Origin of the sequence: Kitasatospora sp. NPDC094016 (genome assembly GCF_040304045.1) — a bacterium.
Taxonomy (GTDB): Bacteria; Actinomycetota; Actinomycetes; order Streptomycetales; family Streptomycetaceae; genus Kitasatospora.
Genome location: NZ_JBEOUK010000070.1, coordinates 1 through 26,312, shown reverse-complemented (window position 1 = coordinate 26,312; position 26,312 = coordinate 1). Strand labels below are relative to the sequence as shown.

9 protein-coding genes are annotated in these 26,312 nt (G+C 74.8%); 5 read left to right on the top strand and 4 right to left on the bottom strand.

Annotated features, from left to right (window positions below):
* The 3 genes from ABT015_RS36180 to ABT015_RS36170 all read right to left on the bottom strand — a co-directional run.
* Positions 1 to 14,783, bottom strand: a 14,783-nt coding sequence (locus ABT015_RS36180) for a non-ribosomal peptide synthetase (protein ID WP_350887061.1), incomplete at its 3' end; no start/stop codon positions are given.
* 109 nt (positions 14,784 to 14,892) lie between these two features.
* Positions 14,893 to 17,196 carry an ATP-binding cassette domain-containing protein gene (locus tag ABT015_RS36175; RefSeq protein WP_350887058.1) on the bottom strand — a complete coding sequence of 768 codons (2,304 nt, stop codon included), beginning with the start codon at positions 17,194 to 17,196 and terminating at the stop codon, positions 14,893 to 14,895.
* Positions 17,197 to 17,401: 205 nt separating this feature from the next.
* A complete protein-coding gene (locus ABT015_RS36170) occupies positions 17,402 to 17,758 on the bottom strand; it encodes a DUF5132 domain-containing protein (protein WP_350887056.1) in 357 nt (118 codons plus the stop codon).
* 477 nt (positions 17,759 to 18,235) lie between these two features.
* Between ABT015_RS36170 and ABT015_RS36165 the strand changes: the two genes are divergently transcribed.
* From ABT015_RS36165 to ABT015_RS36145, 5 genes are all read left to right on the top strand, one after another.
* Positions 18,236 to 19,828 (top strand): ABC transporter substrate-binding protein, encoded by a 1,593-nt coding sequence (locus ABT015_RS36165; RefSeq protein ID WP_350887053.1) that lies wholly within the window; start codon positions 18,236 to 18,238, stop codon positions 19,826 to 19,828.
* A gap of 74 nt (positions 19,829 to 19,902) precedes the next feature.
* A complete protein-coding gene (locus ABT015_RS36160; RefSeq protein ID WP_350887051.1) occupies positions 19,903 to 20,865 on the top strand; it encodes an ABC transporter permease in 963 nt (320 codons plus the stop codon).
* A 7-nt stretch (positions 20,866 to 20,872) separates the two neighbouring features.
* Positions 20,873 to 22,771: a dipeptide/oligopeptide/nickel ABC transporter permease/ATP-binding protein gene (locus ABT015_RS36155; RefSeq protein WP_350887048.1), complete on the top strand. Its 1,899-nt coding sequence runs from the start codon at positions 20,873 to 20,875 to the stop codon at positions 22,769 to 22,771.
* Positions 22,768 to 23,559, top strand: a complete 792-nt coding sequence (locus tag ABT015_RS36150; protein ID WP_350887046.1) for an ABC transporter ATP-binding protein — start codon at positions 22,768 to 22,770, stop codon at positions 23,557 to 23,559. The genes ABT015_RS36155 and ABT015_RS36150 overlap by 4 nt, the downstream gene beginning before the upstream one ends.
* A complete protein-coding gene (locus ABT015_RS36145; protein ID WP_350887043.1) occupies positions 23,556 to 24,917 on the top strand; it encodes an NAD(P)/FAD-dependent oxidoreductase in 1,362 nt (453 codons plus the stop codon). The genes ABT015_RS36150 and ABT015_RS36145 overlap by 4 nt, the downstream gene beginning before the upstream one ends.
* Here ABT015_RS36145 and ABT015_RS36140 read toward each other — a convergent pair.
* Positions 24,907 to 26,001 carry an alpha/beta fold hydrolase gene (locus ABT015_RS36140; RefSeq protein ID WP_350887040.1) on the bottom strand — a complete coding sequence of 365 codons (1,095 nt, stop codon included), beginning with the start codon at positions 25,999 to 26,001 and terminating at the stop codon, positions 24,907 to 24,909. The genes ABT015_RS36145 and ABT015_RS36140 overlap by 11 nt on opposite strands.
* Positions 26,002 to 26,312 lie beyond the last annotated feature (311 nt).

Below are 26,312 nucleotides of genomic sequence, written 5' to 3'. Positions count from 1 at the left end.
TGGGTGACGTCGAACCGACGGTCCGTCAGAGCCTCCAACGGAGCCCCGGCCGGGGCCAGCACGAGGGCGGCGCCGGTCAACAGGGCGCTGCACAGGTCCCAGAACGACGCGTCGAAACTGGGCGAGGCGAACTGCAACACCCGGCTGCCCGGCGCCACGCCGAGCCGATCGACCTGCGCCGCCACCAGACCCGACACCCCGCTGTGGCTCACCACCACACCCTTGGGACGACCCGTCGACCCCGAGGTGTAGATCACGTACGCCGGGTGCCGGGCGTCGAGGGCGGTCTTCGGATCGCTGTCCGGCCAGGCGGACACCGCGGACACCTCGGATGCCTCGGACGCCTTGGCCACCAGCGCCGGATCGTCGATCACCAGCGCCGGGCAGGCGTCCTCCAGCATGTACGCGATCCGCGACGCCGGGTACGACGGATCCACCGGCAGGTACGCGGCACCGGCCTTCAGGACACCCAGGACGGCCACCACCGACTCCACCGAGCGCGGCAGCGCCACGGCCACGACCTGCTCCGGACCGACCCCACGGGCGACCAGCGCATGCGCGAACCGGTTCGCCCGGGAGTTCAGCTCGCGGTACGTCAAGTCCGCGTCACCACACACCAGCGCGAGCGCGTCCGGCGTCGCCGCCGCCTGTGCCGCGAACAGCTCCGGCAGGCTCGCCGTGGCCGCCGCACCGTCGACGGCGGGCAGCAGCTCGCGCCGTTCCTCGGCGGACAGCAGGTCGATCGCGCCGATCGGCCGGTCCGGATCGGCGGCGACCGCCGCCAGCAGCCGGGCCCAGCGGGCGACCAGGGCCTCGACCGTCCCCCGGTCGAAGAGGTCGGTGCTGTACTCGACCGCGCCGGTCAGCCCGGCCGGCGTGCCGTCGGGCCCGCGGTTCTCCGCGAGGCCGAAGGTCAGGTCGACCCGCGAGGTCCCGGTCGGCACCGGCACCCCGGAGACCGTCAGCCCGGGCAGCTCGAAGTCGCCCATCGGCGCGTTCTGCAGGGCCAGCACGGTCTGGAAGAGCGGGTGGAGCGACATCGACCGCGCCGGGTTCAGCGCCTCCACCAGGTGCTCGAACGGCACGTCCTGGTGCGCGAAGGCCGACAGCGCCGTCTCCCGCACCCGGCCCAGCAGCTCGGCGAAAGTCGGATCACCGCTCGTGTCGGTGCGCAGCACCAGCGCGTTGACGAAGAACCCGACCAGGTCGTCCAGCGCCTCGTCGGTCCGGCCCGCGATCGGGCTGCCGATCGGAATGTCCGTCCCCGCACCCAGCCGGGTGTACAGCGCCGCCAGGCCCGCCTGCAGCACCATGAACAGACTGCTCCCGGACCGCCGGGCCAACTCGGCCAGCCCCGCGTGCAGTTCGGCGGGCAGCCGGATATCCAGCAGGTCGCCGCCGTAGGTCATGACCGCCGGCCGGGGCCGGTCGACGGGCAGCGCGAGCTGCTCGGGCAGCCCGGCGAGCGCCTGGCTCCAGTAGCCGACCTGGCGGGCGAACGCGCTGTCCGCGTCGGACTCCTCGCCGAGGATCTCGTGCTGCCACACGGTGTAGTCCGCGTAGCTCACCGGCAGCGGCGCCCAGCCCGGGGCGTCGCCGCGCCGGCGGGCGGTGTACGCGGTCGCGAGGTCGCGGGAGAGCGGGCTCATCGACCAGCCGTCGCCGGCGATGTGGTGCAGGACGACCAGCAGGACGTGCTCGTCCGGGGCGAGCGTGAACAGCTGCGCCCGGACGGGCAGGTCCGCCATCAGGTCGAAGGCGCGCACCGCCGCCTCGCTCAGCAGCCCCGGCAGCTCCGACTCGCCGGCCTGGCGCTCCGGGATCCGGATCGTGGCCTCCGCGGCACTCAGCACGCGCTGGTGCGGGACGCCGCCGGTGTGCGGGAACACCGTGCGCAGGCTCTCGTGCCGCGCCACCACGTCCGTCAGCGCGGCTCCCAGCGCCTCCCGGTCGAGGTCGCCGGTCAGCCGCAGTGCCAGCGGCATGTGGTAGGTCGCGCTGGGCGCCCCGAACTGGTGCAGGAACCACAGGCGGCGCTGGGCGAACGACAGCGGCAGCGGTTCCCGGCGCGGCCGGGGCACCAGCGCCTGCCGCGCGGTGGCGGCGTCGTGCAGCCCGGCCGCGAGCCCGGCCGGTGTCGGCGTCCGGAACAGGCGGCGCAGCTCCAGCTCGACCCCGAGCGTCGCCCGGACCCGGGAGACCAGCCGGGTCGCCAGCAGCGAGTGCCCGCCCAGCTCGAAGAAGTCGTCCTCGACACCGACCTGGCCCCGGCCCAGCACCTCCGCGAACAGCTCGCACAGGATCTGCTCCTGCGGCGTCCGCGCCGCCCGGCCACCACCGACGGCGCCCACCTCCGGTGCCGGCAGAGCCGCCCGGTCCAACTTCCCGTTCGGCGTCAACGGCAGCGCTTCCAGCAGCACGAACACCGACGGCACCAGGTGGTCCGGCAGCCGCTCGCGCAGGTACGACGCCAGCACCGGCGCCGTGGTCCCGGTCTCGGCCGAGGGCACGACGTAGGCGACGATCCTGGTGTCGCCCGGCCGGTCCTCACGGGCGAGCACCGCGACCTGGGCCACGCCGGGGTGGGCGGCCAGCTCCGCCTCGATCTCGCCGGGCTCGACCCGGAAGCCGCGCACCTTCACCTGGTGGTCCACCCGGCCGGCGAACTCCAGCTCGCCGTCGGCGCGCCAGCGCACCAGGTCGCCGGTGCGGTACATCCGGCTGCCCGCCTCGAACGGGCAGGCGACGAACCGGCCCGCCGTCAGGCCCGGCCGGTTGAGGTAGCCGCGGGCCAGCCCGGCCCCGGCCAGGTACAGCTCGCCGGTGACGCCGGGGGCGACCGGCCGCAGGGCCGCATCCAGCACGTACACCCGGCAGTTGGCGATCGGACGGCCGATCGGCACCGGCAGCGGGCAGTCGGCGGGGTCGGCCGGCAGCGGGAAGGCGGTGATCACATGGGTCTCGGCCGGGCCGTAGTGGTTGTGCAGCACCCGGCCGGGCCCGCGGGCCTGGAGGCGCCGCAGGCCGCCGCCGAGGCGCATCGCCTCGCCGGCCTGCGCGATCAGCCGCAGGTCCGGCAGGTCCCGCCCGTGTTCCTCGGCCGCCTCCGCCAGTGCCTCGATCACCAGGTTGGGGGCGAAGAGCTCCGCCACCCGGTGGTGTTCCAGCCACCGGGCGAGGAGTTCGGCGCTGCGGCGCTGCTCGTCGGTCGGCACCACCAGGGTCTTGCCGAACAGCAGCGCGGAGAGCATCTCCTGCACCGAGACGTCGAAGCTGAGCGCGGTGAACTGCGCGGTGCGCGTGCCCGTCCCGCCGCCGACGGCGCGGTGGTGCCAGTGCAGCAGGTTCGTCAGGGCACCGGAGGGCATCACCACGCCCTTGGGCCGGCCGGTCGAGCCGGACGTGTAGATGACGTACGCCGGGTGCCGCGCGTCCGAGGCGACCAGCGGGTCGGTGTCCGGGTACGTCCCGGGCGCGTCGACGGCCGCGAGGTCGTCGAGCACGACGGCCGGCCGGGCGTCCTCCAGCATGTACGCGATGCGGGCCGCCGGGTAGTCCGGGTCGACCGGCAGGTAGGCGGCGCCGGTCTTGAGCACCGCGAGGACGGCCACCACCAGCTCCGCCGAGCGCGGCAGGCACAGGGCGACGGTCTGCTCCGGCCCCACCCCGCGTCCGATGAGCGCGTGGGCCAGCCGGTTGGCGCGGGCGTTCAGCTCCCGGTAGGTCAGCGCGGTGTCCTCGAACACCACCGCCTCGGCCTCCGGGGTGGCACTGACCTGCGCCTCGAACAGCACGGCCGGGCCGGTGCCGGGGTACGGGCACCCGGTGTCGTTGCGTTCGGCCAGCAGTTCGTGCCGTTCCTCCGCGGTGAGGACGTCGATCCGGCTCAGCGGCCGGTCCGGCTCGGCCGCCGCCACCGCGAGCAGCCGCAGCCAGCGGGCGAGCAGGGCCTCCACCGTGGCCCGGTCGAACAGGTCGGTGGCGTACTCGACGTGGCCGATGACGCCCTCCGGCGCCCCGCCGGTGCCGCCGCGCTCCAGCAGGTGGAAGGAGAGGTCGAACATCGCGGTGGGCGACTGCACCAGCACGATCTCGGTGGCCAGGCCGGGCAGTTCGAAGGCGGAGCGCGGCGCGTTCTGCAGCGCGAGCAGCGTCTGGAACAGCGGCTGACGGGCCGACGACCGGGCCGGGTTGAGTGCCTCGACCAGGTGGTCGAAGGGCAGCTCCTGGTGGGCGTACGCGGCCAGCGCGGTGTCCCGGACCCGGCCCAGCAGCTCGGCGAAGGTCGGGTCCCCGCTCGTGTCGGTGCGCAGCACCAGCGTGTTGACGAAGAACCCGACCAGCTCGTCCAGCGCCTGGTCGGTGCGGCCCGCGATCAGGCTCCCGATGGGGATGTCCTCACCCGCGCCCAGCTTGGTCAGCAGGGCCGAGAGCCCCGCCTGGAGCACCATGAACACGCTCGCGCCGCGCTCGCGGCCCAGGCGGACCAGTGCCTCGTGCAGTTCGGCGTCCAGCTCGACGGCGAGGTGTCCGCCCCTGCTGGTGACGGCCGTGGGGCGGGGCCGGTCGGCGGGCAGCCGGATCTGCTCCGGCAGGCCGGCCAGCTGCCCGGTCCAGTAGTCCGCCTGCCGGGCGAACAGGCTCTGCGGGTCGGTGCGGTCCCCGAGCAGCCGGTCGTGCCACAGGGTGTAGTCGGCGTACTGCACCGGCAGGTCCGCCCAGGCCGGTTCCTCGCCGCGCAGCCGCGCCGCGTACGCGGTGGACAGGTCGGCGGACACCAGGCCCAGCGACCAGGCGTCGCCCGCGATGTGGTGGATCACCACCAGCAGCACGTACGCGTCCGCCGCCAGTTCGAACAGCTCGGCGCGCACGGGCGCTTCGGCCGCCAGGTCGAAGCCGCGGCCCACGGCCTCGGTCATCGCCTGGGGCAGGCCCGCCTCGTCGGTCCGGGTGACGGACAGGTGCGGCCGGGCCGTCTCGGCGTCCAGGACCTGCTGGTACGGCACGCCGTCGGTCTGGGGGAAGGCCGTGCGCAGGCTCTCGTGACGGGCGACGACGTCCCCGAGCGCCGCCCGCAGCGCGTCCTGGTCCAGGTCGCCGGTCAGGCGCCAGGCCAGCGGGATGTGGTACATCGCGCTGGCGCCCTCCAGCTGGTCGACGAACCACAGCCGCCGCTGCGCGTACGACAGCGGCACGCGGTCGGGCCGCTCCGCGCGGCCCAGGGCGAGCCGGGCCCGGTCGGCCCCGCCCAGGCCCGCGGCCAGCCCGGCCACCGTCGGGGTCTCGAACAGGGTGCGCAGCTCCAGCTCCACGCCCAGGGTCGCGCGGACCCGGGCGGCCAGCCGGGTGGCGAGCAGGGAGTGCCCGCCGAGGGCGAAGAAGTCGTCGTCGGCGCCGACCCGGGACACCCCCAGCACCTCCGCGAACAGTCCGGCGAGGACGTGTTCCCGCGGGGTGTGCGGAGCCCGGCCGGCCGGGGCGCCGGTGGTGTCGGGCTCGGGCAGGGCCCGCCGGTCGAGCTTGCCGTTGCCGGTCAGCGGCAGGGTGTCGAGGGCAACGTACGCGGCCGGCACCATGTGGTCCGGCAGCCGCTCGCGCAGGTGGGCGCGGAGCTCGTCCGGCTCGACGGCCGCCCCGGCCACGGGCACCAGGTAGGCGACCAGCCGGGTGTCGTCGGCGCGGTCCTGCCGGGCGATCACCGCGACCTGGCGGATCCGCGGGTGCTGGGCGAGGGCCGCCTCGATCTCGCCGAGCTCGATCCGGAAGCCGCGCACCTTGACCTGGTCGTCCGCCCGGCCCGCGTACTCCAGTACGCCTGCGCGTCGGCGCACGAGGTCCCCGCTGCGGTACATCCGGCTGCCCGCCGGCCCGTACGGGTCGGCGACGAACCGCCCGGCGGTCAGGCCCGGCCGGTTCAGGTAGCCACGCGCCGGCCCGGCACCCGCCACGTACAGCTCGCCGACGACACCGGGGGGCACCGGCTGGAGGTACGCGTCGAGTACGTGGGCGCGCAGGTCGGGGATCGCGGTGCCGATGACGCTCGCCGGGCCGGCGGTGTGCGCGCCGTCCAGTTCCGTGTAGGTGACGTGCACGGTGGTCTCGGTGATGCCGTACATGTTGACCAGCCGCGGCGCACCCGCCGGGTGGCGCTCGAACCAGGGCGCCAGGCGGGCGGGCTCCAGGGCCTCGCCGCCGAACACCACGGTGCGCAGGGCGAGTTCACGCGGGTGCTCGGCGTCGGCCTGCATCAGCTGGTAGAAGGCGGACGGCGTCTGGTTGAGCACCGTCACCCGCTCGCGGGCGAGGAGCTCCAGGAACCGCTCCGGTGCGCGGGTGACGTCGAACGGCACCACGACCAGTCGGCCGCCGTGCAGCAGCGGTCCCCAGATCTCCCACACCGAGAAGTCGAAGGCGTAGGAGTGGAAGAGCGTCCAGACGTCCTCGGCGGAGAAGTCGAACCAGTGCCGGGTGGCGTCGAACAGCCGCACCACGTTGCGGTGCGGGACCACCACGCCCTTGGGCTTCCCGGTGGATCCGGAGGTGTAGATGACGTAGGCGGCGCTGTCGGGTGCGACGGCGACCACCGGGTCCGTGTCCGGCAGCCCGGCCAGGTCGGCGGTGTCCAGCAGGAGCCGGTCCACGGACTCCGCGCCGGGCAGGTCGCCGCTTCGGCGGTCCGTCAGGAGCAGCGCGGGCCGGGCGTCGTCGAGCAGGTGGGCGATCCGGGCGGCCGGGTGGTCCGGGTCGACCGGCAGGTACGCGGCGCCGGTCTTGAGCACGGCGAGGACGGCCACCACCAGCTCCGCCGAGCGCGGCAGCGCCAGCGCCACCAGGTGCTCCGGCCCCACACCCCGGCCGATCAGCGCGTGGGCCAGCCGGTTGGCCCGGGCGTTCAGCTCGCCGTACGTCAGCGCGGACTCGCCGCACACCACCGCGACCGCGTCCGGCCGCTCCTGCGCCCGGGCCTCGAACAGCGCGGGCAGCCCGGTGGGCTGGGCCGTCTCCGCGGGTACCGGCCCCGGCAGCAGTGCGCGCCGCTCCTCGGCGGAGAGCAGGTCGAGCCGGCTGAGCCGTCGCCGGGGGTCGGCGACCGCCGCCGTGAGCAGGCGCACCCACCTCGCGATCACCGTCTCGACGGTCGCCCGGTCGTACAGGTCGCAGGCGTACTCGACGAATCCGTCGATCCCCTCGGGGGCGCCGTCCTCGGAGTGCCGCTCGGACATCGAGAAGATCAGGTCGAGCTTGGAGGTGGTCGTGGTCAGTTTGACCTCGCCGGTCTCCAGCCCGGGCGGGGCGAAGTCGGCCCGCGGAGCGTTCTGGAGCACCAGCATGACCTGGAACAGCGGGTGGTGGGACAGCGACCGGACCGGGTTGAGGGCCTCGACCAGGTATTCGAACGGCAGCTCCTGGTGGGCGTAGCCGGCCAGCGCGGTGTCCCGGACGCGGCCGAGCAGCTCGGCGAAGGTCGGGTCCCCGCTCGTGTCGGTGCGCAGCACCAGCGTGTTGACGAAGAACCCGACCAGCTCGTCCAGTGCCTGGTCGGTGCGGCCCGCGATCAGACTGCCGACGGGGATGTCCTCACCCGCGCCCAGCTTGGTCAGCAGGGCCGAGAGCCCCGCCTGGAGCACCATGAAGAGGCTGGTGCCGTGCGCGCGGGCGAGCTCGCGCAGGCCCTGGTGCAGCCGCGCGTCCAGTCCGGTGCGCACGAAGTCGCCCCGGTGCGAGGCCAGCGCGGGGCGGGGCCGGTCGGTGGGCAGCTGAAGCTGCTCCGGCAGGCCGGCCAGCTGCCCGGTCCAGTAGTCCGCCTGCCGGGCGAACAGGCTGTCCCTGTCGGCGGCGTCGCCCAGCAGCTCGTGCTGCCACAGCGTGTAGTCGGCGTACTGGACGGCCAGCGCCTCCCAGGACGGTTCCTCGCCTCGCCGGCGCGCCGCGTAGGCGGCGGTCAGGTTCTGCGCCAGCGGGCCGAGCGACCAGCCGTCGCCCGCGATGTGGTGGACCACCAGCAGCAGGACGTGCTCGTCCGGCGCCAGTTCGAACAGTTCGGTGTGCAGCGGCAGGTCCGTGCTCAGGTCGAACCGGCAGGCCAGCGCCGTGGCCAGGACGGCGTCCAGCTCCGCTTCGGTGGTGCGGCGCAGGTGCAGCCGGGGGCGGGCCGCCACGACGTCCAGCACCTGCTGGTACGGCACGCCGTCCACCGACGGGAAGAGCGTGCGCAGGCTCTCGTGCCGGGCCACCACGTCCGCCAGCGCCGCCGTGAGCGCCTCGCGGTCGAGCGGTCCGGTCAGCCGCCAGGCCAGCGGGATGTTGTAGTTGGCGCTGGCACCCTCCAGCTGGTGCAGGAACCACAGCCGGCGCTGGGCGAACGACAGCGGGGTCCTCCCCCGGCCTTGACGGCCGGCAGGTGCCCCCGTCGGGCGCGGGTAGGGCGCCAGGGCCAGCTGGGCGCGGCGGGCGCCGGCGAGGGCGGCGGCCAGCGCGGCCGGGGTCGGGGACTCGAACAGGGTGCGCAGCTCCAGCTCGACTCCGAGGGTCGCGCGGACCCGGGCGGCCAGCCGGGTGGCGAGCAGCGAGTGCCCGCCGAGGTCGAAGAAGCCGTCCTCGACGCCGGCCTCGGCCACCCCGAGGACCTCGGCGAACAACTCGCAGAGGATCTGCTCCTGCGGGGTGCGCGGCGCGCGGCCGGCTCCCGCTCCCGCTCCCGCCGAGACGAGTTCCGGTGCGGGCAGCGCCCGGCGGTCCAGTTTCCCGTTGGTGGTCAGCGGCAGCGCGTCCAGCTCGACGAACGCCGAGGGCACCATGTGCTCCGGCAGCCGCTCGCGCAGGTAGGCGCGCAGCTCGGCCGGGCGCGGGGCCGCGTCGGCGGCCGGCACCAGGTACCCGACCAGGCGGGTGTCGTCGGCGCGGTCCTGCCGGGCGAGGACGGCGGTCTGGGCGATGCCGGGGTGCGCGGCCAGCGCCGCCTCGATCTCGCCGAGCTCGATCCGGAAGCCGCGCACCTTCACCTGCTGGTCGGCCCGGCCGACGAAGCTCAGGCTGCGGTCCGCAGCCCGGCGCACCACGTCGCCGCTGCGGTACATCCGGCTGCCCGCCGGCCCGTACGGGTCGGCGACGAAGCGCCCGGCGGTCAGGCCGGGCCGGTTCAGGTAGCCGCGCGCCAGCCCCGGGCCGGCGACGTACAGCTCGCCGGGCACGCCCGGGGCCACCGGCCGCAGGTGGGGATCCAGCACGTAGGCGCGCAGGTCGGGGATGGCGGCGCCGACCACGCTGGCCGCCCCCGCGGTCGCGGCCGAGCGGTCGAGCGCGGCACAGGTGACGTGCACGGTGGTCTCGGTGATGCCGTACATGTTGACCAGCCGCGGCGCGTCGTCCGGGTGCCGTTCGTACCAGGGCGCCAGGCGGGCGGGCTCCAGGGCCTCGCCGCCGAACACCACCGTGCGCAGGGCGAGTTCACACGGGTGCTCGGCGTCCGCCTGCATCAGCTGGTAGAAGGCGGACGGCGTCTGGTTGAGCACCGTCACCCGCTCGCGGGCGAGGAGCTCCAGGAACCGGCCGGGCGAGCGGCTGGTCTCGTAGTCCACGACCACCAGCCGGCCGCCGTACAGCAGCGGGCCCCACAGTTCCCAGACCGAGAAGTCGAAGGCGTAGGAGTGGAAGAGCGTCCAGACGTCCTCGGCGGAGAAGTCGAACAGCGCCCGCGTGGTGCCGAACAGCCGCACCACGTTGCGGTGCGGGACCACGACGCCCTTGGGGTTGCCGGTGGAGCCGGAGGTGTAGATGACGTACGCCGGGTGGCCCGGGTCGACGGCGACGACCGGGTCGGTGTCCGGCAGGCCGTCCAGGTCGGCGGTGTCCAGCAGGAGCCGGTCCACGGACTCCGCGCCGGGCAGGTCGCCGATCCGACCGGTCGTCACCAGCACGGCCGGGCGGGCGTCCTGGAGCAGGTAGGAGATCCGGGCCGCCGGGTACTGCGGGTCCACCGGCAGGTACGCGGCGCCGGCCTTGAGCACGGCCAGGACGGCCACCACCAGCTCCGCCGAGCGCGGCAGCGCCAGCGCCACCAGGTGCTCCGGCCCCACACCCCGGCCGATCAGCGCGTGCGCGAGCCGGTTGGCCCGGGCGTTCAGCTCGCCGTACGTCAGCGCGGCCTCGCCGCACACCACCGCGACCGCCGCCGGGTCGGCCCGCACCCGCTCCTCGACGAGCGCGGTGATGGTGCTCTGCGGAGCGTCGTCCGCGGCACCGGCACCGGACGGCAGCAGCTCGCGCAGTTCCTCCGGCGACAGCACGTCGATCCGGCCGATCCGGCCGTCCGGATCGGCGGCCACGGCCCGGAGCAGGCGCAGCCAGCGCTCGACGAGGTCCGCCGCGGTGGCCGCGTCGAAGAGGTCGGTGCTGTACTCCAGCACGCCCGACAGGCCGTCCTCGCCGGGCCGTTCGGTCAGGATGAAGGTCAGGTCGCACTTGGCCGTTCCGGTGTGGACCAGGTCGGTCGTCACCCGCAGCCCCGGCAGGTCGAAGGTGCCCGTGGGCGCGTTCTGCAGGGCGAGCATGGTCTGGAAGAGCGGGTGGTGGGCGAGCGACCGGGTCGGGTTGACCGCCTCCACCAGCTGCTCGAACGGCAGGTCCTGGTGGGCGTACGCGGCCAGCGCGCCGGCCCGGACCCGGCCGAGGAGTTCGGTGAAGGTCGGGTCGCCGGAGAGGTCGGTGCGCAGTACCAGCGTGTTGACGAAGAAGCCGACCAGCTCGTCCACGGCCTCGTCGGTGCGCCCGGCGATCGGCGTGCCGATCGGCACGTCGGTGCCGGCGCCCAGCTTGCCGAGCAGGGCGGCCAGCCCGGCCTGGAGCACCATGAACAGGCTGGCGCCGCCGCCCCGGGCCAACTCGCGCAGGCCCTGGTGCAGTTCGGCGTCGAGCCGGACCGGCAGGTGCGCTCCCCGGAAGGACATCGCGGGCGGCCGGGGCCGGTCGAAGGGCAGCTCGGTCCGTTCCGGCAGCCCCGCGAGCCGCTGCGACCAGGAGGCGAGCTGCCGGCTCTGGAGGCTGTCCGGGTCGCTCTCCGCGCCGAGCAGCTCCCGCTGCCACAGGGTGTAGTCGGCGTACTGGACGAGCAGTCGGGCCCACTCGGGCTTCCCGCCCGCCGCCCGCGCGGCGTACGCGGCGGTCAGGTCGCGCGCCAGCGGGCCCATCGACCAGCCGTCGCCCGCGATGTGGTGCACCACCAGCAGCAGGACGTGCTCGTCCGCGCCCAGCTCGAACAGCTCGGTGCGCAGCGGGGGTTGGGCCGCCAGGTCGAAGCCGTGCCGGGCCGCCTCGGCCAGCCGCCGCGGCAGGTCGCCCGCGGCGACCGCGGTGACGCGCAGCCGGGGCCGGGCGGCGTCGAGGTCCAGCACCCGCTGGCACGGCTCGCCGTCGACCACCGGGAAGACGGTGCGCAGGCTCTCGTGCCGCTCGACGACGTCGGCCAGTGCGGCTTCCAGGGCCCGCCGGTCGAGGTCCCCGGACAGCCGCAGGGCCAGCGGCACGTTGTAGGTCGCGCCGGGCCCCTCCATGCTGTGCAGGAACCACAGCCGCCGCTGCGCGAAGGACAGCGGCACCGTGTCGGGCCGCTCGCGTCGTGACAGCGCGGGCCGTGCCCGGCCGGCCCGGTCCACGGCCGCGGCCAGGCCCGCGACGGTCGGCGCGTCGAACAGGTCGGCCAGGGCCAGCTCCACGCCGAGCACCGAACGGGCCCGGGCGATCAGCCGGGTGGCCAGCAGCGAGTGCCCGCCGAGGTCGAAGAAGCTGTCGTCCGCGCCGACCCCGGACACGCCGAGGACGTCGGCGAACAGGCCCGCGAGCACCTGCTCGGCCGCACTGCGCGGGGCCCGTCCGGCGGTGACCGGCGCCGGGCCGGGGGCCGGGAGCGCCTGGCGGTCGAGTTTGCCGGTGGGCGTCAGCGGGAGCCCGTCCAGCAGGACGAACGCGCCGGGCACCAGGTGCTCCGGCAGCCGTTCGCGCAGGTGGGCGCGGAGCCCGTCGGGCTCGACCCGCTCCCCGGCGGTCGGGACGACGTAGGCGACCAGCCGCACTTCGTCATCGGTCCGGGCCACCACGGCGCTCCGCGCGACCCGGGGGTGGGTGGCGAGCGCGGCCTCGATCTCGCCCGGCTCGATCCGGAAGCCGCGGATCTTCACCTGGTCGTCCGACCTGCCGAGGAACTCCAGCCGGTCGTCCGCGCCCCACCGCACCCGGTCGCCGGTGCGGTACATCCTGGCGCCGGCCGGCCCGTACGGGTCGGCGACGAACCGTCCGGCGGTCAGCCCGGGCCGGTCGAGGTAGCCGCGGGCGAGGCCCGTACCGGCGATGTACAGCTCGCCCGGCACCCCGGCGGGCACCGGTCGCAGCGCGGTGTCCAGCACGTACAGCCGGGCGCCCGCGACGGGGCGGCCGATCACCGGGCGCGGGCTCGGCGCCACCGGCGCGACGGCCGCGTCGACGGTGCACTCGGAGGGCCCGTAGAAGTTGAAGCAGGCCACGCCGTCGGCGTCCCGCAGCTGCGCCCACAGCTGGTCGGGGACGGCCTCGCCGCCGGCCACGAGCACCGCCGGGCGCTGTTCCGCGTTGGCCAGCAGGCCGTGCGCGAGCAGGACGTGCAGATAGGACGGGGTGGCGTTGACGAAGTCGATCCGGTGCCGCACGGCGTAGTCGACGAAGGCGTCCGGGTCCGCCCAGGTGTCCTGGCCGGGGAGGTGCAGCTGGTGTCCGGCGAAGAGGCCGAAGAGCTGGTCCCAGGAGGCGTCGAACGCCGCCGAGGTGGTCAGGGCCACCCGGGCACCGTCCCCGAGCAGCGGTTGGAACAGCTCCCGCCACTGGTGGACGAAGAGGTGCGCCAGGGCGCCGTGCGTCGACACCACGCCCTTGGGCCGCCCGGTGGAGCCGGAGGTGTAGACGAGCTGGGCGGGGTGGCGCGGGTCGACGGCCACCGCGGGTTCCGCCGCCGGGCCGTCGGCGAGCCGGGCGGCGGTGGCCGGGTCGTCGAGCACCAGCCGCTCGGTGGGGCCGGATTCGGGCAGCCGGCCGGCGGTGCGGGCGTCGGTCACCAGCAGCACCGGGCGGGCGTCGTCGAGCAGGTACGCGATCCGGGCGGCCGGGTGCTCAGGGTCCACCGGGAGGTAGGCCGCCCCGGTCTTCAGCACGGCCAGGATCGCCACCACCAGCGCGGCCGAGCGCGGCAGGGCCAGCGCCACCGACCGCTCGGGTCCGGCGCCCCGGGCGATCAGGGCGTGCGCCAGGCGGTTGGCGCGGGCGTCGAGTTCGGCGTACGTCAGCGTTTCCTCGCCGGACACCACCGCGACGGCGCCCGGCGTCTCGCGCACCCGGGCCCGGAAGTGCTCGGGCAGCAGGTCCGCCGGGGCTTCCGTCGTGATGCCGGCACCGGCACCGGTTCCGGCGCCGAGGGCCAGCAGTTCGCGCTGCTCGTCGGCCCCGACCAGGCCGATGCGGCCGACCGGCTGCTGCGGGTCGCAGTCCGCGAGGGTGTCCAGCAGGGCGAGCAACCGCCGCTGGTGGGCGAGGAGTTCACTCTCCGTGCACACCTCCGGGTAGGCCCCGAGCTCGATCCTCGGACCGTACTCGTCGCGCCCGCCCACGGCCCAGACCGCCAGGTCGTCGGCGGAGGTACCCAGCGGCGCGTGCACCGTGGCGGGCCGCCCGGCGAAGCTCGGTTCGGAGCCGAAGGACATGATGTTGACGATCAGCGGGAACGCCGTCTCGATCGTGCCGGCCTGCCCGAGGTCCCGGAACAGGTCCTCGCTGCGGTACCGCTGGTGCGCCAGAGCGGCGGCGACCTCCCGGTCCACCTGCTCGACCAGTTCCGACCACGGCAGGTCCGGCCGCACCGACAGACGCAGCGGCACGAGGTTCGACACCGCGCCGGGCGTCGCCGCCAGCACCGGGTCGCCCACCCGGCCGGTGACAGGGAGGCCGAGCAGCACGTCCCGGGCCCCGGTCAGCCGGTACGCGTACAGCGCCGTCGCCGCGAGCACGACGCGGGACCAGCGGACGCCCAGGCGCTCGGCCGCGTCGCGCAGCGTCTCGGGGCGCAGCGGTCCGGCCGGCAGGGTGCGCCGGAACCGGGCGGACGGGCCGTCCGGCAGGCGGTCCGACAGCCGGGTGGGCGCCGGCCGGTCGGCGAACCGTCCGGTCCAGTAGGCACGGTCGGCGAGGTACTGCTCCGAGTCGCGGTAGGCCGCGTCGCCGGCCACCAGCTCGTCCAGCGAGCCGAACGGCGACGGCGGCACCGGCCGCCCCTCGGCGAGCGCCGTGTACGCCTCGGCCACGCGACGCCCGACGAGGGTGTACCCGAACCCGTCCATCACCAGGTGGTGGTAGCTCTGGTAGAAGACGGTCCGGTCCGGTGCCAGGGTGATCAGCGCGTAGCGGAAGAGCGGGTCGCGGGCGAGGTCCAGCGGCCGGAGCCGGTCCCGGTCCATCCACTCCCGGGCCGCCGCGAGCGGCGTGGCCTCCGCGCTGACGTCGACCTGCGCGGGCTGCCACCGAGTGTGCGCGCGGACGACCTGGTGCGGGCCCTCGGCGCCGTCGACGAAGCCCACGTGCAGGGCGTCGACCTCGTCGACGACGCGGCGCAGCGCGGTCTCGAACAGGTCCGGGTCGACCGGCCCGTGGATCTCCAGGCACTCGCCGATGCGGTAGGCCGGGATCGCCGTGCGGGCCCGTTGTTCGGCCAGCCAGATCTCGCGCTGGGCGGCTGTCAGGGGAAGGGTGTCGCCGTCGCGACGGGACATGGGGGTACCTCCAGGAATGTGGGCAGGCGTGAGGACGCGCCGGGGCGCGCCGACCGCGGTGGCGTCACGCGGTCGGCGGGCGGGTGGCGGGTGGCGCGGCTTTCTGCGGTCAGGCGGCGAGTTCGCCGGCCTGGAGCTGCCAGAGGGATGCGTAGAGTCCGTGCCGGGCGAGGAGTTCGTCGTGGGTGCCCTGTTCGGCGACCACGCCGCCCTTGTCCATGACGTAGATCCGGTCGGCGTGGCGGACGGTGGAGAGCCGGTGGGCGATGATGACCATCGTCCGGTCCGCCGCGAAGCCGCGGAGCGTGCGCTGGATGGCTGCCTCGGTCTCGTTGTCGACGGCGGAGGTGGCCTCGTCCAGGACCACGACCGGCGCGTCCTTGAGGATCGCGCGGGCCAGGGCGATCCGCTGCCGCTGGCCGCCGGAGAGCGCGGCGCCGCGTTCGCCGATCACCGTGTCGTAGCCGTCCGGCAGCGCCGCGACGAAGGCGTGCGCCTCGGCCATCATGGCCGCCTTGACCACGGCCTCGTCCGAGGCGGCGAAGCTGCCGTAGCGGATGTTGTCGGCGATGCTGCCGTCGAAGAGGAACGGATCCTGGGCGACGAAGCCGACCGCGTCGCGCAGGTCCCGACGCGGCAGGTCGCGCACGTCGCGCCCGTCGAGCAGCACGGCGCCGGACTCGGCGTCCTGGAAGCGCATCAGCAGCTTGGCGACGGTCGTCTTGCCGGAGCCGGTGGCGCCGACCAGGGCGGTCACCTGACCGGCGGGGATGGTCAGCGAGAGGTCCTCCAGCACCGGCGGGCGGCCGGGGTAGGCGAAGGTCACGTCGTCGAGGACGATCTCGCCCCGCACCTTCCCGGTGCCGAGCGGTCCGCCGGTGCCGTCGGCCTCGACGGGCAGGGCCCGCAGGTGGTGGACCCGGTCGTAGGCGGCCAGGGTGCGCTGGTACTGGTCGACGATGCCGCCGAGCCGGTTCATCCGCAGCAGCACCATCTGGGGCAGCCCGATCAGCGGGCTGAACACCTCGAACGGCAGGCTGCCGTTGAGCACCGACCGGCCGCCGATCAGCAGGGTGCCGGCCATCGAGCTGGTCGTGCAGACCCGGACGGTCTCGGCGTGGCGGATCGTGCCCCGGTCGGTCTGCTCGTTGCTCTCCTGGGCCGCCGCGCTCAGCCGGTCGATGCGCTCGGCCTCGTAGTCCTCGGTGCAGAAGCTCTTGACGGTGGCGCCGGCCTCCAGCGTGTTCACCAGTTGGCTGTGCAGCCCGGCCCGGTGCTCACCGGAGGCGGCGTAGTCGGCCGTGGCCTTGTCCTGGTAGCGGAGCGACAGCCAGGCGATGACCGGGATGGGCAGGAAGGCGATCCAGGCGATCTGCGGTGCCAGCAGGAGGAACACCGGTACCAGGAGGGCCAGGCTGGTGCCCAGTTGCAGCACGTCGTTGGCCGAGGTGGCGAAGAAGGCGCCCAGCTGGCGGACGTCGTCGGTGAGCACCCCGGCGATCCGGGTGGTCCGCTCGCCTTCCAGGTGCCGCAGTTCGAGGTGCTGGACGTGCTCGTACGTGCGGCTCCGCCAGTCGTGCTCGATGTCCTGGCCGAGCCCGCGCCACTGGAGGTTCGAGGTGTAGGAAAGGCCCGCGACGGCGGCGCAGGCGATGGTCACCAGCCCTGCCAGGCCCCAGAGTTGGGCGGACGCGGTGGTCAGGCCGAGGCTGACCAGCGGCGCGGCCTGGCCCTTGATGAGCACCAGGGCCGTCCAGCCGAGGAAGGTGGCGAGCGCCATCTCCGAGACCTGGCAGGCGATCGAGAGCGCGGAGGCACGGAGGAGCCGCCGCCGGTGCGGTCCGACGATCTCCAGCAGGGGGTGCCGTTCGGCTCCGGCCCCGGACAGCTCACCGGCCGTGTCGGCCGTTCTCCGCCAGGCCTTCCGGAGGACGGCCACGGTCGCGGTCGCGACCCCGCCGAGTGCCACCAGCTGCCTGCTCAGCGCCGACCCGCGGATCAAGGCGACGCCGGCCGCCACCCCGCCGCCCACGGCGAGGACCGGACGCACGACGAGGCCGCGGTCCGGACGCGGGGCCGGTGCGGCGTCCGGCCGGGCCGACGCCGGGCTTCCCGTCCCGGTCGGCCCCTCCATGACCAGGGCGACGGCCTTGCGGACGATCCGGCCGACGTCCGCGGCACTCACCCGCGCGTCGTGCCGGACGAGGACCCCACCGGTGACCGGGCTGGCCTGCGCCTCGCTGATCCCGGGGACGCGCCGCAGGGCCGCGGCGAGGACTTCGGCCGTCCGGGGCCGCCCGAGGACCAGCTTGACGTCCCAGCGCTGCCGGCCCGGAATGACCGAGCGCGGGCGCACGTCCACGTCCACGTCCACGGAGCGGTATCCGGCTGCGGCACCCAGCAGAGAGGGCATGTGTACGATCACCTGTTTGCGGAGGTCGCGAGAACAACCGTCACGGGCAGGGACGGGATTGCCGCGACAGGGGCGGGAATTCTTGAGGGGAAACTGCTGCTACCGAATGGCCCGCAGTCGGCCGCCGCGCGGGAGCCTCATTCCGATATCCATCTGTCCGTCGGAAAGTGCGCTCACACGGCGGCCGGGGTCGCCGGGCAGACCGTCAGTGCGCCTTGCCGACGCCGGCGGTCGCGCGGATCTTCGGGCTCCTCGCCTCGGCTTCGGCCCGGGCGGCGGCCTCGTCCTTCTCACCGTGCGGGACGGCGACCTCGGCGGGGCGCCGGCCGTCACCCGAGGGGGCCCCGCCGTCGCCGGCGGAGGCCTGCGCCGCCACCACCTCGGCGGCCACCTCGGCCGCGAGGTCGTGGATGTTCTCCCCGGCCTCGTGGGCCGCCTTCTTCACCTCAAGAACAAGGCCGACGGACGTCTTGACGACGCCTCGCACCAGCGGCTTGAGGAGACGCTTGGCCAGTGGCGCGACGATGAGGCCGACCAGGAAGGGCGGTACTAGGGGCGGCATGATGCTCCATCCTCTCTACGCGGACGTATGACAGGGACCCCGGGCAACTGCGGACGCACCGGAGCACCGCACGACTAGGCGGACGGAAGCACCCGAGTCCGGAATTCGACGCTCCCGCCGGATTTTCCGCCGGGACGAATTCCGTACTCGATGGACCAACCGCCCGCTCTCGCTTCACCGTAGTCGAGCCGGGTCCATCGAAGCCAAACCTTCTCATGCGGTTTCACTCATGCGAGTGCTCTCAGCCCTTTTTTGTAGCTCGGATTAACGAACAAATGCCCACCCGATAATCCGCTCATATGCTTTTTGATTCATCGGAGCCCGTCGAGTTCCCCCGAACGTGTGAACCGGATCGGCCCCCGCCACCCGCGCCCCCTTCCGCCCGCCAAGGCGGCACACGGCCCAGACCTTTCGAACAGTCCTGCCGTACAGGTGAGTTGACTCGCCAGCGTCAGCACTCGGTGGCACCATGACGCCATGCCCCGTCGCCCCCTGCCGGTCCCGCTGGCGGCTGCCCTGACCACCGCGGCCGTCGCGACCGGCGCCCTCACCGGCTGCGGCAGCGTCGCCCCCTCCTCCACGACCGGTCCCCTCGTGGACCGGGGGACCGTACGGATCGCGGCCGCCAGCGAGACGCCCAGCTTCAACCCGTACACGGCCTTCGGCGCCGCTCCGGCCCGCTACGCCTACGACTCGCTGGTCAACGTCGCCGCCGACGCCACCCTGGTCTCCGGCCTGGCCTCCTCCTGGGAGGCCACCACCACCACGGCCGCCTTCACCCTCCGCCCGGGAACCACCTGCTCCGACGGCACCCCCCTCACCGCCACGGCCGTCGCCCGCGCACTCACCTACGCCGGCGACCCGGCCCACCAGCTCGCCGGCGCCCAGACAGTCCTGCCCACCGTCCCGTACACCGCGAGCGCCGACGACTCGACCGGCACCGTGACGGCGACCACCACCGCCCCCTTCCCGTTCCTCACCCGCACGCTCGGGCTGCTGCCGATCGTCTGCCCCGCCGGCCTCGACCGGCCCCAGTCGCTGGACCGCTCCACCCAGGGCACCGGACCGTACGTGCTGACCCACTACACCCCGGGCGGGCCGTACGAGTTCACCGTGCGCGACGGCTACACCTGGGGACCGGCCGGAGCCACCACCGCGGCCGACGGCCTCCCCGCCCGCATCGTCATCTCCGTGGTGCCCCAGGCCTCCACCGCCGCCAACCTGCTGCTCACCGGCGGCATCGACCTCGCGAGCGTGAACGGGCCCGACCGCACCCGGCTCACCGGCCACGGCCTGGCCACCGCCGACGCGGCGACCGTCATCGGGCTGACCTTCTTCAACCAGCGCCCCGGCCGCCCCCTCGCCGACCCGGCACTGCGCCGGGCCCTGGTGTCCGCACTCGACCGCCAAGGACTCGCCAACGTCGCCGTCGGCGGCACCGGCACTCCCGCCACCGACTTCGGCGCGCAAGGCGCCGTCTGCCACGCCGACCTCGCCGCCGCCAACCTGCCCGCACAGGACGCCACCGAGGCGCTGCGCGCCACCGGCTGGACCCGCGCCGCCGACGGCCGGCTCACCAAGAACGGCCGACCACTCCGGCTCCGCCTGATCACCAGCCCCGACCTCGGCCCGACGCTTTCGCCCGTCGCCGAGCTGATGGCCCGGTCCTGGACGGCACTGGGCGCGGACGTCAAGCTGGTCACCGAGAGCCTGCCCGCCCTCGTCAACGCCATGTACCAGACCGGCGACTTCGACGTCGTCGTCGGCACCTCCCCGGGCTTCGCCCTGCCGGTCGGCTTCGTCCCGTTCTTCTCCGGTCCGACGCCCGCCCAGGGCCTCAACTTCGCGGGCGTGGCCAATCCCGAATACGACGCCCTGGTCGCCCAGGCCCTCCGGGAGCCGGACACCGCGGGCTGCGCCACCTGGAACCGGGCCGCCGCCGCGCTCTTCCGCTCCGCCGACGCCCTGCCGATCGCCGACGGCCGCAGCACCGTGTGCGGACGCAGCACCACCTTCGCCACGACCTTCGGCGGCCAGGTCATCCCCACCAGCATCCGCCTGCACCGATGACCGGGGGATCCCGCGTGACCGTACCCCGCCGTTCGCCGCCTCCGCCTCCTCCGCCGCGTCTGTCGCGGCACCTCGTGCCCCGTCTCCTGCGGCACCCGTGGACGAGGTTCCTCGGCCGGCGCACCGCCCGGCTGCTCCTCTCGCTCGGGGTCGTGCTCACCGCCTCGTTCGCGATGATCCGCCTGGTGCCCGGAGACCCGGTCCGCGCGGCGCTCGGCGTCGACGCCTCCCCCGCCCTGGTGGCCGCACGCCGCCACCAACTCGGGCTCGACGAACCCTTCCTGGCCCAGTACCGGCACTATGTCGACGGCCTCGTGCACGGCGACCTCGGCACCTCGCTGGTCACCTCGACACCGGTCGCGGAGCTCGTCCGCACCCGGCTGCCGGCCACCCTCGAAATCGCCGGCCTGGCCTTCCTCGTCACCCTCGCCGTCGCCCTGCCCTGCGGTCTGCTCGCCGCCGTCCGCACCCGGGACGGCCGGCACCCGCGCAGCGAGCTGGCGTTCACCACGTTCACCGCCGGCCTGGCCGGGATCCCCGACTTCGTCCTGGCCGCCGGGCTCTCCGCGCTGCTGGCCGTCGGCCTCCAACTGCTGCCGGTGGCCGGCACGGCGGGCGCCGGGTCCTTCGTCCTGCCGGTCCTCGCGCTCTCCGTGGCGCCCACCGCCGTCCTGGTGCGCATCGTCCGGGTGGAGGCCCTGAGAGTGCTGTCCGAGGACTACCTGCGCACCGCCCGCGGAAAGCGGCTGTCACCGCCACGCCGCTACCTGCGGCACGCGGCGCCGAACATGGCCACCGCCGCGCTCACCGTCGCCGGAGGCCTGCTGCCCGCCCTGATCGCCGGCACCGTGCTGGTGGAGAAGGTCTTCGCCTGGCCCGGCATCGGTTCGGCGCTGGCGCAGTCCGTGAGCTCGCAGGACTACCCGGTGATCCAGGCGATGGTCCTGATCCTGGGCACCACCGTCCTGCTCGCCGCGCTCCTGGTCGACATCCTGCTGGCGCTGCTCGACCCGCGCTCGACGATCCGGGAGAGCTGAGGCCCCGATGCCCCTACCCACCGGGTACCTCCGCTCGCCGATGGCCTGGGCCGCCACCGCCATGCTGGCCACCCTGATCGTGCTCGCGCTGGCGGGCCCGCCCGTCTGGGGCGCGGCGGCCGACCTGCCCGACCCCGCGGCGGTGCTGCAAGGCCCCTCCACCGCCCACCCCTTCGGCACCGACAACCTCGGACGGGACCTGCTCGCCCGGGTCCTGACCGCCACCCGGCCCTCCCTGCTGCTCGCGCTGGCCGCGACCGCGATCGGCGCAGGCACGGGCATCCTCCTCGGCGCGTCCACCGCCGTCGTCGGCCCCCGCGCCCGCCGCCTGCTCGCGGCACTGATCAACCTCCTGCTCGCCTTCCCCGCACTCCTGGTCGCGCTCTTCCTCGCGGTCGTGTTCGGCGCGGGCGCGGCCGGGGCGATGCTCGCCCTCGCCGTCGCCGGTGTACCCGGCTTCGCCCGGCTCGCCCAGACCCTCGCCGCCGCCGTCGCGGGCACCGACCACCTGGCCTCCGCCCGGGTCCTCGGCCTGCGCCGGCACCGGCTGCTGTGGCGGCACGTCCTGCCCAACATCGCCGAACCGCTGCTGCTGAGCGCGACCACGGCGGCGGGCACCTCCCTGGTCGCGCTCTCCGGGCTGAGCTTCCTCGGCCTGGGCGTCCAACCGCCCGGCTACGACTGGGGGCAGCTGCTCAACCAGGGGCTCGACCGGATCTACGCCCAGCCGCTGCCCGCCCTCGCCCCCGGCCTGGCCATCCTCTACGCGGCGGTGACGTTCCAACTGCTCGGCGAGGTCCTGGCGGGGAGCGCCGCCCGGCGCGGCCCGGCAGGCCGTACACCACGGCGACCGGTCGCGCCGGGTGGGCCGATCGCGCCGAGCGGGCCCGCCGAGGACGGCCTCGTCCTCCAGGTCGAGGACCTGAGCGTCGAACTCCCCACCCCGGACGGCGTGATCCGGCCGGTCCGCGGCGTGAGCCTCTCCCTGCGACCGGGCGAGATCGTCGGACTCGTCGGCGAGTCCGGCTCCGGCAAGTCGCTCACCGCGCTCGCGATCGCCGACCTGCTCCCCGCACGCGCCCGGGTCTCCCACCGCACCCTCCGGCTGCTCGGCGCCGACCTGGACGCCATGACGCCGAAGCAGCGCGACCAGCACCTCGCGACCGGCCTGGCGATGGTCTTCCAGAACCCGGCCACGGCGCTCAACCCGTCACTCCGGATCGCCACCCAGCTCACCGAGGCACCCCGCACCCACCTCGGCACGAGCCGCACCCAGGCCCTGCGGGACGCCGAGGACGCCCTGCGCCGGGTGGCCCTGCCCCCCGCCCTGCTACGGTCACGCCCCCACCAGCTCTCCGGCGGCCAGCGCCAGCGCGTGATGATCGCCGCCGGTCTGATGATGCGGCCCGGCCTGATCATCGCCGACGAACCGACGACCGCCCTCGACACCACCGTGCAGCGTCAGATCACCGAACTGCTCTCCGACCTGCGGCGGGACACCTCCGCCGCCGTCCTGTTCATCAGCCACGACATCGCGCTCGTGAGCGGATTCTGCGAACGCGTCCTGGTGATGTACGCGGGCTCCGTCGTCGAGGCCCTTCCCGCCGACCGGCTCGCCACCGCCGCCCGGCACCCCTACACCCGGGCCCTGGTCGCCTCGGTACCGGACCTCACCGCGGACCGCGACCGGCCGCTGCCCACCGTGGCGGGCACGCCGCCCGACCCGATCGCCCCCACCCCGGGCTGCCCGTTCGAGCCCCGCTGCCCGTACCGGCTGGACCGCTGCGCCCGGGAGACTCCGCACCTGGACGGCGTCGACGCGCTCCAGCAGGTCGCCTGCTGGAACCCCCAGCCGGTGGAAGCGGTCCAGGTGCCGGAACACCAGGTGAAGGCGGACCCGTCATGACCGGCCTGCGGCTGTGCGACCTCACCGTCCGCCACCACGGCCCGCGCGGCCCGGTCACCGCCGTGGACCACGTCTCGCTGGAGGTCCCGGCCGGCACCACGCTCGGGCTCGTCGGCGAGTCCGGCTCGGGGAAGTCGACCCTGGCCCGCGCGATCGTCGGGCTCGCCCCCGTGCACGGCGGCCGGGTCCTCGTCGACGGCCAGGACGTCCGGGTCCGCACCGTCCGCGCCCGGCGCCGGCTCGGCCGACTGGTCCAGATCGTCCTCCAGGATCCGGACACCGCGCTCGACCCCCGGATGACCGTCCGCCAGACCCTCGTCGAGGCCGCCACCGTCTTCCAGCGGCTCGACCGGCCGGCCCGTGCCGAGCGCGTCGCCGAGCTGCTCGACCTCGTCGGGCTGGACCCCCGGCTCGCCGGCCGCCTGCCCCGGCAGCTGTCCGGCGGCCAGCGCCAACGGGTCGCCGTCGCCCGCGCCCTGGCCGTCGGGCCGGGCCTCCTGATCGCCGACGAGATCACCTCGGCCCTCGACGTCTCCGTGCAGGCGTCCGTCCTCAACACGATCCGGGAACTCCGGCAACGGCTCGGCCTGTCCATGCTGTTCATCGGCCACAACCTGCCCGCGGTCTGCTACGTCTCCGATACGGTGGCGGTGATGCAGCGCGGTCGGATCGTCGAAACGGGCCCCACCGACGCCCTCCTGCGCGACCCGCAGCACCCCTACACACGGGAGCTCCTCGCCTCCGTCCCCCGCCTGTCCGGCCCACCGCCCTCCCGGAGGTCCCGATGACCGTCGACCGACCCGACGCGGTGGTGGTCGGGGCCGGGGTGATCGGCACCGCCGTCGCCCTCGAACTCGCCCGCACCGGACGGCAGGTGGTCGTCGTGGACAAGGCCGGCGCGGCCGGCCACGGATCGACCGGCGCGTCCAGCGCGATCGTCCGGTTCAACTACTCCACCTTCGACGGCGTCGCCACGGCCTGGGAGTCCCTCCACCTGTGGGCGTCCTGGCCCGAGCACCTCCGGCTCACCACCGACCGCCGCCCGCTCGCGGCCTTCCGCCGCACCGGCGCCGTGCTGCTCGACGCGCCCTTCCCCGAACCCGCCGACACCGCGGCCCTGTTCGACCTGGCCGGCGTCCCGTACGAACGGTGGGACACCGCCGCCCTGCGCGGGCGCCTGCCCGGGATCGACGCCGGCCGGTACTGGCCGCCGAAGCCCGTGGACGACGACGCCTTCTTCGACGGCCCGGCCGGCGAGCTCGGTGCCCTGTTCACCCCGGACGCCGGGTTCGTCGACGACCCGCAGCTCGCGGCCCAGAACCTCGCCGACGCGGCGGGCGAGCTGGGTGCGCGCTTCCTGTTCCACCGCACCGTGGTGGCCGTCGACCGGCACGCGGACCGCGTCGCGGGCCTCCGCCTGGCCGACGGGGCCCGAATCACCGCGCCGGTCGTGGTCAACGCCGCCGGCCCCTGGTCCGGAGGCGTCAACCGGCTCGCGGGTGTCGGCGGCGACTTCACCGTCGGTGTACGCCCCATGCGCGAGGAGGTCCACCAGATCGCCGCACCCGACAGCTCCACCACCGGTTCCACCACTGGCCCCACCGCCGGCTCCACCACTGGCCCCGCCGCCGGCTCCGGGCCGCTTCCGGTCGTCGCCGACCTCGACCTCGGCACCTACCTGCGCCCGGCCGCCGGGGGCCGCCTGCTCATCGGCGGCACCCAGCCGGCCTGCGACCCACCGGAGTGGATCGACGACCCGGACGAGGCCGACCCGCGCCCCACCGCCCACCGCTTCCGGACCCAGGTGACCCGCGCGGCCCGCCGCTTCCCCGGGATCACCGTCCCCGGCCGGCCCGTCGGCGTCGCGGGCGTGTACGACGTCGCCGACGACTGGACCCCGATCTACGACCGCACCGCCCTCGACGGCTACTACGTCGCCATGGGCACGAGCGGCAACCAGTTCAAGAACGCACCGCTGGTGGGCCGCTACCTCGCGACCCTGATCGACCTGGTCGAGGCCGGCCACGACCACGACGGCGACCCGGTCCGCTACCGCTGCGAGCACACCGGCAACGTCGTGGACCTGGGCGCGTTCTCCCGCCGCCGCCCCATCCGGACCGGCTCCGCCCGCACGGTCATGGGCTGAGGCCGCGCAGTTCGCTCAGCAGATCCGCGACCACCCCGACCACGAACCCGGGCTCCTCGGTCGGGAAGTCATGGCCGGTGCCCGCCGGCGTGTGCACCACCCGGGACGCGGTCGACGCCGCCAGGTAGCGGGTCCGGGCCCCGAGGTAGAAGCGACCGATCCGCTCGGCCTCGGCGGCGTCCCTGGCGGCCGCCAGCACCGTGTCCCCGCCCGTGAGGTCGCGGGGTATGACCAGCACCAGCGGCAGGTCGCCGAGGTCCCCGTCGTAGACCACGGTCTCCCAGCCCACCTCCGCCAGGCCGGTGGGCGAGAGCTCCGCGAAGATCGACGCGGCGGCGCAGAAGTGGCCGGTCCGACCACCACGGCCACGGCCCCGGTGAACGCCGAACAGGTGCCGCACCGCCGTCAGCAGGAAGTCCCGGCGCATGCCCGCGACCAGCCGGTTGGGCGGCGCGAAGGCGATGACCTCCAGGGGCGTCGGATCCAGCAGCACGAGTCCGGCCACCACGTCCGGCCGCCGTCTGGCGGCATTCGCGACCAGCAGCCCGCCGAAGGAATGGCCGACGAACACGTACGGGCCCCGCTCTCCCGCCGCCTCCAGCGCGGCCACCAGCTCCTCCGCCTCGGCCGCCGTCGTCCTCGGGAAGGGCCCGACATCACTCCAGCCCGAGCCGAACCGGTCGACCAGCACCGAGCGGGTCCGGGCCGCCATCATCGCGTGCAGCTGTCCGAACTCCTCGCCCGGCGCGTGCCCGCCCGGCATCCAGACCACCGTCGGCCCGTCCCCGGCAACCCCCTCGGCGAGGACGTGCATCCGGCGCCCGCCCACCCCGACCAGCCGCCCCGGCGCCCCGCCCGCCCCCGCGCCCCGGCCGACCAGCACCAGATGCCGCGCCGCACCGACCGCCAGCACCACGCCCGCAGCCACTACCAAGCACCCGAGCGCCACCAGCCATCCCGCACCGCCCCCGACCAGCCCGACCCCCACGCCCACCACCAGCACCAGCACCGCGACCGGCACTCCCACCCAGTCCCGGCTCAGCAACGCGAGCAGGGCATCCGCCACCCGTCCGTTCCGGCGCATCGGTCCTCCACGGCATCCGAGAGGCGACCTCTCCCCCTGTTCTTCCCGCATCCACCCGCGCCGACGCGCCCCCGCGAACAGGCATTCGACACCCCGCCCGGGCCCTGCCCGTCCTGCGCGCCACCGCTGTGTCGCCGTGTTGCCATGTCGCTGTGTCGCTGTGTCGCTGCCCATCGGAGCGGAGCCGGCCACCAGGCTGAATCTCCGCAAATGCAAAGAACCCCCATCCGGTCTCCCGGATGGGGGTTCTCTGTGAATGATTGTTCGGCGGCGTCCTACTCTCCCACAGGGTCCCCCCTGCAGTACCATCG

Coding starts and splice junctions, on each gene's coding strand:
- ABT015_RS36175 (WP_350887058.1), bottom strand. CDS start 17,196: ATGCCCTCTCTGCTGGGTGCCGCAGCCGGATACCGCTCCGTGGACGTG.
- ABT015_RS36170 (WP_350887056.1), bottom strand. CDS start 17,758: ATGCCGCCCCTAGTACCGCCCTTCCTGGTCGGCCTCATCGTCGCGCCA.
- ABT015_RS36165 (WP_350887053.1), top strand. CDS start 18,236: ATGCCCCGTCGCCCCCTGCCGGTCCCGCTGGCGGCTGCCCTGACCACC.
- ABT015_RS36155 (WP_350887048.1), top strand. CDS start 20,873: ATGCCCCTACCCACCGGGTACCTCCGCTCGCCGATGGCCTGGGCCGCC.
- ABT015_RS36150 (WP_350887046.1), top strand. CDS start 22,768: ATGACCGGCCTGCGGCTGTGCGACCTCACCGTCCGCCACCACGGCCCG.
- ABT015_RS36145 (WP_350887043.1), top strand. CDS start 23,556: ATGACCGTCGACCGACCCGACGCGGTGGTGGTCGGGGCCGGGGTGATC.
- ABT015_RS36140 (WP_350887040.1), bottom strand. CDS start 26,001: ATGCGCCGGAACGGACGGGTGGCGGATGCCCTGCTCGCGTTGCTGAGC.